The organism is Streptosporangium sp. CA-115845 (genome assembly GCF_050943795.1).
GTDB lineage: Bacteria > Actinomycetota > Actinomycetes > Streptosporangiales > Streptosporangiaceae > Streptosporangium.
The window spans coordinates 7,629,527-7,639,328 of the sequence record NZ_CP191988.1; the positions used below are offsets into that span (position 1 = coordinate 7,629,527).

General features: G+C 68.0%; 19 protein-coding genes. 1 reads left to right on the forward strand and 18 read right to left on the reverse strand.

Annotated elements, in window-relative coordinates; all coding sequences use genetic code 11:
- Window positions 1-3: 3 nt before the first annotated feature.
- From ACQP0P_RS36500 to ACQP0P_RS36560, 13 genes are all read right to left on the reverse strand, one after another.
- Complete coding sequence (locus tag ACQP0P_RS36500) at window positions 4-246, reverse strand: hypothetical protein (protein WP_433364186.1); 243 nt, start codon at window positions 244-246, stop codon at window positions 4-6.
- Window positions 243-560, reverse strand: coding sequence for a hypothetical protein (locus ACQP0P_RS36505; RefSeq protein WP_433364189.1), 318 nt, complete (start codon window positions 558-560; stop codon window positions 243-245). Before ACQP0P_RS36505 ends, ACQP0P_RS36500 begins: the two co-directional genes overlap by 4 nt.
- Window positions 557-745 (reverse strand): BldC family transcriptional regulator, encoded by a 189-nt coding sequence (locus ACQP0P_RS36510; RefSeq protein WP_433364192.1) that lies wholly within the window; start codon window positions 743-745, stop codon window positions 557-559. Before ACQP0P_RS36510 ends, ACQP0P_RS36505 begins: the two co-directional genes overlap by 4 nt.
- Window positions 746-780: 35 nt before the next feature.
- Window positions 781-1,263, reverse strand: a complete 483-nt coding sequence (locus ACQP0P_RS36515) for a hypothetical protein (RefSeq protein ID WP_433364195.1) — start codon at window positions 1,261-1,263, stop codon at window positions 781-783.
- 34 nt (window positions 1,264-1,297) lie between these two features.
- On the reverse strand, window positions 1,298-1,558 hold the full coding sequence (locus tag ACQP0P_RS36520) for a hypothetical protein (protein ID WP_433364198.1): 261 nt from the start codon (window positions 1,556-1,558) through the stop codon (window positions 1,298-1,300).
- 109 nt (window positions 1,559-1,667) lie between these two features.
- Window positions 1,668-2,333, reverse strand: a complete 666-nt coding sequence (locus tag ACQP0P_RS36525; protein ID WP_433364201.1) for a hypothetical protein — start codon at window positions 2,331-2,333, stop codon at window positions 1,668-1,670.
- Window positions 2,333-2,758: a hypothetical protein gene (locus ACQP0P_RS36530; RefSeq protein WP_433364203.1), complete on the reverse strand. Its 426-nt coding sequence runs from the start codon at window positions 2,756-2,758 to the stop codon at window positions 2,333-2,335. Before ACQP0P_RS36530 ends, ACQP0P_RS36525 begins: the two co-directional genes overlap by 1 nt.
- Window positions 2,759-2,852: 94 nt before the next feature.
- Window positions 2,853-3,851: a DNA-methyltransferase gene (locus ACQP0P_RS36535; RefSeq protein WP_433364206.1), complete on the reverse strand. Its 999-nt coding sequence runs from the start codon at window positions 3,849-3,851 to the stop codon at window positions 2,853-2,855.
- Window positions 3,848-4,258, reverse strand: a complete 411-nt coding sequence (locus tag ACQP0P_RS36540) for a hypothetical protein (protein ID WP_433364209.1) — start codon at window positions 4,256-4,258, stop codon at window positions 3,848-3,850. The genes ACQP0P_RS36535 and ACQP0P_RS36540 overlap by 4 nt, the downstream gene beginning before the upstream one ends.
- Window positions 4,258-4,446: a hypothetical protein gene (locus ACQP0P_RS36545; RefSeq protein WP_433364212.1), complete on the reverse strand. Its 189-nt coding sequence runs from the start codon at window positions 4,444-4,446 to the stop codon at window positions 4,258-4,260. The genes ACQP0P_RS36540 and ACQP0P_RS36545 overlap by 1 nt, the downstream gene beginning before the upstream one ends.
- Complete coding sequence (locus ACQP0P_RS36550) at window positions 4,443-4,682, reverse strand: hypothetical protein (protein ID WP_433364215.1); 240 nt, start codon at window positions 4,680-4,682, stop codon at window positions 4,443-4,445. Before ACQP0P_RS36550 ends, ACQP0P_RS36545 begins: the two co-directional genes overlap by 4 nt.
- On the reverse strand, window positions 4,679-5,482 hold the full coding sequence (locus ACQP0P_RS36555) for a hypothetical protein (RefSeq protein WP_433364218.1): 804 nt from the start codon (window positions 5,480-5,482) through the stop codon (window positions 4,679-4,681). The genes ACQP0P_RS36550 and ACQP0P_RS36555 overlap by 4 nt, the downstream gene beginning before the upstream one ends.
- 73 nt (window positions 5,483-5,555) lie before the next feature.
- Complete coding sequence (locus ACQP0P_RS36560) at window positions 5,556-6,125, reverse strand: endonuclease domain-containing protein (protein WP_433364221.1); 570 nt, start codon at window positions 6,123-6,125, stop codon at window positions 5,556-5,558.
- Between the two features lie 150 nt (window positions 6,126-6,275).
- Between ACQP0P_RS36560 and ACQP0P_RS36565 the strand changes: the two genes are divergently transcribed.
- Window positions 6,276-6,500 carry a hypothetical protein gene (locus ACQP0P_RS36565; RefSeq protein WP_433364224.1) on the forward strand — a complete coding sequence of 75 codons (225 nt, stop codon included), beginning with the start codon at window positions 6,276-6,278 and terminating at the stop codon, window positions 6,498-6,500.
- Between the two features lie 68 nt (window positions 6,501-6,568).
- Here the strand turns inward: ACQP0P_RS36565 and ACQP0P_RS36570 are convergent, their stop codons facing one another.
- From ACQP0P_RS36570 to ACQP0P_RS36590, 5 genes are all read right to left on the reverse strand, one after another.
- The gene (locus ACQP0P_RS36570; protein WP_433364227.1) at window positions 6,569-7,375 is read right to left on the reverse strand and encodes a hypothetical protein; all 807 of its coding nucleotides are present in this window, start codon (window positions 7,373-7,375) and stop codon (window positions 6,569-6,571) included.
- The gene (locus tag ACQP0P_RS36575) at window positions 7,372-8,412 is read right to left on the reverse strand and encodes a hypothetical protein (protein WP_433364229.1); all 1,041 of its coding nucleotides are present in this window, start codon (window positions 8,410-8,412) and stop codon (window positions 7,372-7,374) included. The genes ACQP0P_RS36570 and ACQP0P_RS36575 overlap by 4 nt, the downstream gene beginning before the upstream one ends.
- Entirely contained in the window at window positions 8,409-8,621 is a 213-nt protein-coding gene (locus ACQP0P_RS36580; protein WP_433364232.1) for a hypothetical protein, read from the reverse strand. The genes ACQP0P_RS36575 and ACQP0P_RS36580 overlap by 4 nt, the downstream gene beginning before the upstream one ends.
- A gap of 67 nt (window positions 8,622-8,688) precedes the next feature.
- On the reverse strand, window positions 8,689-9,318 hold the full coding sequence (locus ACQP0P_RS36585; RefSeq protein WP_433364235.1) for a WhiB family transcriptional regulator: 630 nt from the start codon (window positions 9,316-9,318) through the stop codon (window positions 8,689-8,691).
- Window positions 9,319-9,507: 189 nt separating this feature from the next.
- Window positions 9,508-9,786: a hypothetical protein gene (locus ACQP0P_RS36590; RefSeq protein WP_433364237.1), complete on the reverse strand. Its 279-nt coding sequence runs from the start codon at window positions 9,784-9,786 to the stop codon at window positions 9,508-9,510.
- Between the last annotated feature and the right edge of the window lie 16 nt (window positions 9,787-9,802).

Sequence of the window (9,802 nt, forward strand, 5' to 3'; positions counted from 1 at the left end):
CCGTCACTCCTCCCCCTCCTCCTCCGCGAGCAGGTCCGCCTGCCCCTCCACGTCCCCGCCGGCACGCACCCGGGCGAGACGCACCAGCCGAGGACCCGCCGCAGGCAGGAGGCCGAGGCGTCTCGCGCAGCACCGGCCGAAGCCGAGCTCCTGCCACTTGCGGGCCTTCAACGGCTTCCGGCACGCCCTGCACCGGGTAAAGCGGGGCGCAGCCGGGGCCTCGTCGTCGGCGGGGAAGGGGATCACGGTCGGGCGAACCTGTCGCGGGCGGCAGCGAGCGGCGACATGCCGCCAGCGATCCGCGCGGCGAGGTCATCGAGGACTGCGCACTCGGCGTCTTCGATCTGTCCCCGGTAGCCGACGAGCGGGGTCGGCTCGATCTCGCCGCCGGTGAGGTCGCAGGCGGTCGGCGGGTCCGGGTCGACGGGTGGGGCTGACATGGCGGCCAGGACGTCCGCGGGCGGGTCTACGGGTTCGATGCGGGGTGTGGTGTCCGGGGTGTCCCAGAGGCGGGTCAGGCGCTCCCACGTGGCAGCGAGCATGCCGTCGGTGACCTTCACAGCGCCTCCCCGGATGGCCCGCGGAGCAGCTCCTGAACGTCGGTTTCGCGGAAGCGGCGGTGCCCGCCCGGGGTGCGGATCGAGTCGATACGGCCCGCCTGTGCCCACCGGGTCACAGTCTTGGGATCGACACGGAAAAGGCGGGCGACTTCGCCGGGGGTGAGGAGTTTGGGGTTGTCGGACACGTGAGTCGGACCTTTCAGAGGTTGGGAGGTGTGGGTCAGCCGTAGTAGGTGCACAGGAGCCAGGCGGGCTGCTCCTGCGTGGGGGTGATCCCGAGGGCCGTCAGCGCAGCGCGAAGCTTGTCGTCCCACCCCTTCTCGGCGGGCTCCGCGAGCAGCGCGGGCAGATCGAGGACCTTCGACTCGCCCCAGTCGACGGTGATGGTCTTCGTCACGAGGGCGTACACCTGGCCCTCGTCGTAGCCGTGGCCGTAGAACTCCACGCCCAGACGGGCCTTCGCCTCACGCTCGCGGGCGAAGTAGCCCTCATGCCCGTCCTCGTAGGTCTCGGTGAACCCGGAGGCGTCGAGCAGGCGCCTTTCGGCCTGCTTCGTGAAGTCGTCTTCCTCGTCATCGTCGTCGTACCAGGTGACCTTGGCGGGGTCGATGCCGTCGTACTCGTCGACTTCGCTGATGTTCCAGCCGCCGGCGCCTCCGAGGGCGTAGCCGTAGGCGAGGACCCCGGTTGGCGAACTACCCATGGTGATCTTCCTTGTCAGGGTTGGCTGTCAGGGGTTACAGGGCGGGGTGAGGTTTGGCGGCGAGCGCGTCAGCGGTGATCCGGGCGATCGTTGCCGCATCGAGGTAGACCTCGGTGACGCGGGCGTCGCGGATGCTGGCCAGCGCGAACAGCGTGGTGTCGGGATCGTGGCTGTTGGCGTCCTCGGCGGTCGCGACGAGGCGGCGGACGTCTTGCCAGCAGAGGGTGACGACGGTGACGGCGCCGGTGCGGAAGTCGATGAGAACGACCTTGTCAAGGTCTGCGAGGGTGGTCATGGCGCCTCTTTCCGAGCTGGAGTTCCAGGTTTTGGTGATCTTTCAAACTGGTGTGCGGCTCAAATCGACACAGAAGGCCGCACACCGTTCCCCCTAAGCCGAGGCCGCTCTAGCGCTGCGAGACGCTCTCAGTGGCTTCCAGGGGCCTTCTCGGGGCATCCTCGTCCGCCCCACCAACCCCACCCGGCGCACGACTCCCCGAGACGCGAGGACGGTTGAGGCAGGTCTCCGGATCGACGCCCTCGCAGTTGCCGCACAAGTGCGGCAGGTCCAAGCCGTCGAAGAGCTCCGGCACCATCGCCGCCTGCTCGCACAAGGCCCGGATTCCGGCGTCCGCGCCGTCTCGGTGGGCGGCCACGAGAGCCGAGCGGGTCATCTCCGCGAGGGTGTCGACGTTGCGGGCGTGGTCCTGGCAGGCGCGGGCAGTGCGAGCCACCTCCTCGACCAGCCCGCCGATCTCGGTCGAGGACGCGTACCCCGCCCGCTCCCGGATGGCTACGACGTCGTCGATCGCCCGCAGCGGACCAGCCTCAACCGCAGCGTTGTCCCGGTTGCGGTGCCAGCAGCCGTCGCACAGGTACCGATCGCCGACTTTTGCCCAGCCGTCCGGCCCGTCTCCCACGAAGGCGGCCTCGGCGATCTCGCGGGTCGGCCAGTACACGATCGATGCGGTCTCGTAGTCCGTGAACGGCTTGTTGCAGCGGGAGCAGTGCAGGATCAGGACAAGCACCGGTTCGGTGATCATCGCGGTGCTCGGCGGGGCGTAGATGGACATCAGAACTCCTTCAGGTCAGAGGTGGGGGCCGGTCCGCCTTCGGGATCCCGGTCGGTGAGCTGGATCGCGCAGGCCCGGCAGAAGTAGCCGGGCCGTCCGCGAACCGGCCAGATGTCGCCCTCGGCATCGCCGCAACGGGTGCAGGCGCCATCGTCGTGCTCTTCGAAATCGGCGGCCTGGGCGACATCCGCAGGCGCGGTCTTCTCGGCGGCGCGGTACCAGTGCCAAGGCCTTCCGGCCTTCTCGGGCGAGGACACGTGCTTGCGCCCCACCCCGGACCGGCACAGGCCCGTGTGCTCTTTCGGGCGGACGCACACGTCCCCGTGCTTGCTCACCGCCCTGCACTCGTCCGCCTCGTGTCCGCCGGGGACGGGCTTGATGTGGGTGAGGGCGATCCCGCCCGCGTGTCCCTCGGGGGTGGTCACGGATGCTCCTTCGGGTCAGAGGCGGGCTTGTCCCCAACCTGGGGGCCGGTCACAGGCGGTCGAGAAGCGTCCAAGACCGCTCGGATGCAGCGGATCATGCGACCACCTCGCCGAACAGGTCAGCCTGTCCCGCAACCTGCGGAGGCGGCTTGGGAAGACCAAGAGCACGAGCACGCTCGCCGCGGTCGGTGGTGCGCCAGGCGGCGATGCGGCAGTAATCGGCGGACCGGTCGACGGTGACGCCGCGGCGTCCGAGCGCCGCGGCGACGAGCGCGGTGGTACCGGTGCCGCCGAACGGGTCGACGACGAGACCTCCGGCGGGTGACCAGCCGCGGATGATGCGGCGCGGCCACTCCATCGGGAAGGCGGCGTAGTGGTTCACGCCCAGCTCGTCGGGAGCCTTGAAGGGCTGGGTGGCGACCTTCCATACGCTGCCCGGCAGGGCGCCCAGCGGGTTGACGGTGTCAGCCATCGCGCGGCGCCGCTGTCCGGGAGGGGTTTCACGAGTCGCGCCGGGACGGCGCATGTAGCCGCTGCCAGGCTCCCGGATGTCGTCGATGGCGGCGAAGTACCGTGCCTGCCTTGTCAGGTGGAACCAGTGTTCATGGGAGCGCCGTACCCGATCGGTGACCCCTTCGGGCAAGGCGTTGGGCTTGTCCCAGATCACCTCTGCCCGAAGCGTCAACTTCAGCTCGTCGATGCACGCGATGGCGTAGCGCCAGGGCAGGCCAAGCAGCGACTTTCGAGGGAAGCCGAGCCCTGACCGGTCGAGTGCTCGCACGCCTGGGCGGCGGGCGACGGACTTGACATCAGGCTGGGTCGGCGCACCCTTGCCGCTGTAGTAGGCGTCCCCCAGGTTGATCCACAGGGAGCCTTCCGGCTTGAGGACGCGCACCCATTCGCGAGTGCAGTCGAGCAGGTTGCCGATGTACTCCCGCGGGGTCGACTCGTCGCCGATCTGGCCGGAGTAATGCTCGTCGCCGTCGACGTATGACCTCATGCCGAAGTAGGGCGGGCTCGTGATGATGAGGTCGACGGAGGCGTCGGGGAGCGGCAGGTGGCGGGCGTCGCCGCGGAGGACGAGGGCGGTCATGACATCTCCTCAGCTTCGTGATCTTGCAGGGCGGGGGCGGGCGACCCAAGCGGCGCCAGCTCGAACAGCGGGTCCATCCCGGCCGTCCTCCGCGCCTCCCGAGTCCGGGCGGCGTTGGCCCGGTGGTGGTCGGCGTCGTAGCGCAAATGGCACTTCTGGCACGCGGCGAACAGGTTCGTTTCGTCGCAATGCTCCGGCTGGTGATCACGGTGGGCGGTGGTCAACACCACACGGGAGCCGGTCTCTGTGTGCTCCAAACCGTGGCGTTGGACGCACCGGCCGCCGTGGTCTTCGCCGCACTCGCCGACGCACTCACACCGGCCGCCGGCGCGGTCGAAACGGATGCGGTCGCTGATCGCCCGCCAGTCAGCCGGGTAGCGGATCTTGTTCTCCGGGCGAACGGGCATCAGCGCACCTCCTCAGCTTCGTGATCTTTCGGGTCAGGTGGTCCGGGCTTCACCAGAAGCCGAGCCAGGATGATCAGCAGCGCCCGGAAGTCATCCGCCCACACCGGCTCCGTACGCGGGTCCGGCCGCTCAGGGCGCATCCGCTCCGCCTCCAAAGCGGCGAGGCGCTCAGCGAGTTCAGCGTTCACTCGGCCGCCTGCCCGAACGTGGCGTCCACGGCGGCCTGCTCCGCGGCCTTGAGCTTCGCCGCCCCGTCCACACACCGGGCGCGAGCCTCAGCCAGAGCATCCGCATGCCGGGACGGGTCAGCGCCACGGTGCCGCGGGCTCGACCAGCGCAGCGCCGCGTCGCGCAACCGGACCCGGGAGGCGAGTGCGGCGACGGCCTTACGGGTGTCTTCATCGAGGTTGGGATCGTTGGTCATGCGGTCCTCCGTACGAGGGGGTGGCACATCTCGCAGCGGGCGACAGTGCCGTCAGCGAGTTCGACTCGCCGGTCATGGGCGTCGCAGTAGCCGCACCACTCGGGGGCGGCCTGGATCGGGGGACGCTCGCCGACGTGGGAGTCGACGGGCGGCAGGAAGTCGTGAGGGCGTTCGCTGATCGCCTTGATGACGTACGCCATGCGGGCACCGGGGCGGACGTTGCGGCCGGTCAGGATGTTCTGCCGGACCTGAGTCGCCCACAGGGCGCTGATCTCTGACCCGGTGCGGTCGGCGAGGAGTTCAACAATTTGAAGATCAATCGAGTCGTCGTCATTGCCTCGCGCAGTACGGCGAGAAGACGACTGACTACCTGTATCCGTCCTAGTCCCTTCGGGACTGGACGGGACGGGACGGGACGGGGCAGCCGTACCAACACCGTTACTAACGCCGTTAGTAACGGTGTTACTTTTCTGCTTTCCACCTGCGGATTCACGGTGTTTACGCACCCGCTCCCGCGTCTTTTCCCGTTCGGAAAGCACCTGCTTCTTGGACGGGTTGTAGTCGAGATAGTCGGGCATCCGCCAGCCTCCGCGGGCACGGCGCCACAGCCCCACCTTGACGAGCGTGTCCGCGAGCGAGTCGCTGCCGTAGAGCAGGGCGATGTGCTCGGGGATGAACCCGTCAGTGAGCTGCTGGGCGGCGTACGCACCGCAGCGGACGTACAGCCCGACAGCTTCGTTGCCAGCCCGGAGAACCTTCGGGTGGCAGTGGAAGCCATCGTCGACCTTGAACCACGGCATGTTGCGCCGTCTCCTCTTGGTGAGCAGGGGGTGGGGCTATGGGATGAGCCCGCCCGAACGGGCAGGCTCACGATCAGAAGGGCGGCTCATCGGCCTCCGACTCCTGCCGCCAGGCGCGCATCTGCAGGTACGCCTTGTAGGCCCGAGAGCCAACGAGGTCGCCACGGTCTGCCAGGGTGAGGCCCATCGGCCCGAACCGCTTGAAGAGCTCCGCCCACGTAAGGCGAAGCGACCTCTTCCACGCCCAGCGCCACGCGCCGTCCTCGAAGAACCAGATGTGGTTGTCGAAGTCACGGAAGCAGGCGTCACGGCCCGGCTCGGGCGGCAGGTCAGGCGACAGCCCCAGCCGGGCAACCTCGCGCAGGAACCACGGATCGGTGAGGTACGGCTGTGCCCAGTACGGAGCCTCGACGCCGTGCACGAACAGGCTGTTGCAGCTACCGCAGATCAGCCCGCGAACCGCCCACTTGCCGTGGTCGTAGTCGTGATCGATGACGAGCTTCCCCAAGGAGGTCTTGCTCGCGGGCGTAGCACAGGCCATGCACTCGTTCTCCGACTCTGCGATCAGCGCTTCGTACTGCTCGCAGGTGAGGCGGAAAGTCTTGTGGTGGCAGGTCTGATGTGCGGGGAGAGTGCGTTCCACCTGGCCTCTTAGCGTTTCAGGGGTTGCCAAATAGCACCGTTGGTCAAGGTTTCCCTTGATCCGGGTGTACGTACACCTTACACTCTGGTGTACGTACACCAAAGGGAGGCTATTTTGAAAACTGCACGTACACCCCGCAGACTGGGAGGCGTGCCTAACCAGCCCCGCACCCAGCACCGGTCGGTCCGCGTCGATGACGCCGACTGGGCAGACCTCGACGCGGCGGCCCAAAAGATGGGTACGAACCGGGCGCAGGTGATCAACGCCTATATCCGCTGGCATCTGCGCCGAGCAGGAGCAGAGCGGCCAGAGCGCCCTACCCGGCAGCAGCTCGGGCTCCCGGAAGACGAGTTCAGCGACCTCTTCGACGACTGAGGTCGAAGCAACCTCAGACGGCTGGCGCCTCGTTCCGCCTCCCCTGGTTCTGCTGACTCCTGACAGGGTCACGGAGACACCTCGCCGGCCGTCTCCGCTGAGTCCGCGGGCTTTCCCCAGGTGAGTTCCGCGTCGACCCAGGCGATGAGGAGATCAAGAAGGTCGGAGCGGTTGATCGGGGAGGCTGACGAGAAAGATCCGCCTCCGCCCGGCAAATGTCCGGCCCCCGCCTTCTCCCTGACCGCCTTCTGGACCACAGGCCAGGCGTGCTCTTCGAACCATGCTCGGGAAGGCTCCTCTTGCCGGTCAGTGGTCCGCCACCGGTCCACGGCGAGCGAGCACCAGCGCGGCCGGAGCTTGACCTCCAGAGTCATGTGTCCGCCAGTCGGTGAGGGGATGCTGTAGCCCCGCTCCCGGGCGTTGCGGTGCTTGCGCTCTCCGCCCCAGCGTTGCTTGACGGTCTCTTCGATGACCTCCCATGAGACGTGGCCGGAGTCGACGTTCGGCGACGGCTTCCGCGCCACCTCGCCTTTCCGCGTGATCACGATCAGGAAGGTGTGGCCGGGGTACCAGAACGACTCGCTCTTGGGCTTGACGCTGACCTGCAGCCCGAGTTCGGCCATGTCCGCGGTGAAGCGACCGAGGTTGTGGTCGTCGATCTCGTACGGTTCGCCAGTGAGAACGTAGCGGCCTTCCTGGTCAAGCCAGATCCGACCGTGGTCAAGCAGGTGGTGATACGGGAGACACGCGCACGGCCGGTTCGAGGCAAGGCACCGCTTGCCGGCGACCAGCCGCGGGCAGACCCGAGCAGTGGCCGGGCGCACCCCGAGAGCCTCGACAGCACGGCGTTCCTGCTCCCAGTGATGGTTTGTCACTTTCCGCCTCCTGCGAGGACTCGGAACGTGTCGCGGAACTGGTCAAGCTGCGCCTTGTACTCGTCTCGCTCCCCGCGGACTTTGACGAGTTCTTCCTCCAGCATGGCGTTCATGAGTTCGGCGTCGTCGGCTCGGGTTTCGGCGTCGGAGATGCGTTTGGCGACGGCTTGGAGCATCGTCAACGGGTCTGCGGCGTTCCCGAGGTCCACGGCCACGACGGGTGCGGGCTGTGGCGCTTTCGGTTTGGGTGCGGCCTTCGCCGGCGTCTTGGCCGCGGTCTTCGTCACTGTCAGTCCCCCGTCGTTCCACTCCTCTCGCACCCACCACACCGGCGGGGAAGCTGACTTGGACTGGCACTTCATGTGGTTGGACCTCTCCAGGTAGGTGGAGACGTCGCGGCGCCAGTCGTTGTCCCAGTCAGCGAACGCTTCTTTCATGACTCGCAGGAGAGCGCCGTGCCAGATCGCCCCCTGAGCTCCGGCGTTCTGCCCCGGCGGATGCTCCTGGGTGGCGGCGAGACCACGGACGACCTGCCAGAGGCGCCGCGCATCAGCGGCCACGTCCCGCACGGGGAGGTCTCCGGCGACGCTGGCTATCTCGCTGATCTTCGGCATGGGCGGTTCCTCAGTCGGAGGGTTCAAATGGGCGAGAACTTCAACAGATCGGTCCCGCAGCAGGCGGGCCAATGGTTCAGCGTCGAGCGGCCCGGACACGGCCAGCACCCCGCCGCGGACCTCCGCCCGCACACCTTGCTTCGCGGCGAGCCCCAGCAGTTCCTCAACAGGCATCGCCACGTCGTACTCCTCCTCCACTTGGGCGGGCTTCACTGCGGCGGCCATCGGCGCCGGCGGCTCAGCAAGGCGCCGCAACTCCGCGCGGATGTTCGCCAGGCTCCGGCCGGCGCCTTTAGTTGGGACGAAGGCTTGACCGCCGGTCTCGGCGTTCGTCACCCGCCATTTCGAACCACGCATCTCGACTTTCAACCCGGCTCGTTCTGCGTCCTGCAAGACCCGGTTCACGTCTCGGGTGCTACTCACGCGATCCTCCGATCGCTCTCGATGTCCGCGAGCAGCTCGACCGTGTAGGGGTTCGGTTCGTGGCCGAGCGCCTGGTGGGCGAGCCGGTTCAGCGGCGCCTGCATGGTCGTGTGAGCGATCTGTTCCAAGGCGGCACGCATCCGTGTGTTCTCTCTGGTCAAGGCGAGGATGTGCTCGGCTTGCGCCGCAATCAGCTGGGACGGCGTCACGCGGCCACCTCCATGATTTCGATCCCGGCAGCCCTCGCCCTGCCGCCGGTGACGAGCACCCGGTAGATCACTGGGTCACCTCCGCCAGGTCTCGGCGGGCATCGTGACGCAGCCGCCGTAGATGCTTGGGGCTCACCCCGAGACGTTCAGCGGCCTGCTTCCACGTGTGGCCCTGCTCGACGATCTCGGCGCCGTCTTCCAGTAGCGCTTCCACACGGTGCGCTTGGCGGCCACGCCGGCGGAGCGCCCGCAGGTCGCGCTCGCTCACCTTGAGCTGCTTAGCCGCCACGGCCAAGGTGAGCTTGCGGCGGTCCATGAGCAGGATGCTCGCCCGGTACAGGTCGGCGTCGCGTTTGCTGAGCTTGCGCGGCGCGGGCGAGGTGGGCGGGGTGGGCGCGGTTCGGCGGGCCTCACGGCGACGCTCGGAGGCTCGTTCTTCCTCGTTCAATCCGCCCCAGACGCCGTGCCGCTCCGGGCGGGACAGGGCGTAGCTGAGGCACTCCGTGCGGACCGAGCACCGCGAGCAGATCTCTTTGGCTTGGCGTTCGCGGATGTCACGCTCGGGCTGGCGCTCCTTATCGGCGCCGAAGAACAAGGCGAGGGATTCACCTCGGCATAAAGCGTTGTCCTGCCACCCCCACCCGGCTCCGCTGGGCCGGTCACGGACCTCTCGGGCGACTCCTGCTTTCGCGCTCACCAGCTGCCTCCCTGCTGCTTGCGGGGAGAGCTCGTCAGATGCCAGAAGACGCCGCACTGGTAGGCGCGCATACACGCATCCGGGTGCAGGGCTCGACCAGCTCGTTTCGCGGCACTGCGGGTCCCGTATGACTTCTTGCCGCATGTGGTGCACGTGCCGATCTGCAGGCTGAGAGAGGAAATGTTCCAACTAGTCACGGTCCACCTCCGCGAGAGCGTCCGAGCCAGTCCGTCCCTGTCCGGTGTCCAGGCCGGCGAGCATCAGCACCACCCGGGCGGCAGCGTCCAGGGCCGCCGCGGAGGCGTTGGTGGCCTCGTCATGCACCGCGGGCCGCATCGCGAGCAACGTGCGAGCCGCATCCTGGGCGAACCGCTGCCGGGTATGGTCCGCGTGGGAGGCGTACTCCGCGGCGACCAGGGCGGCGACGCTCACAGCGCCCCCAGGGAGCGTCAGGGCGGTCTCAGACATCCGTAGCCTCCTCAGC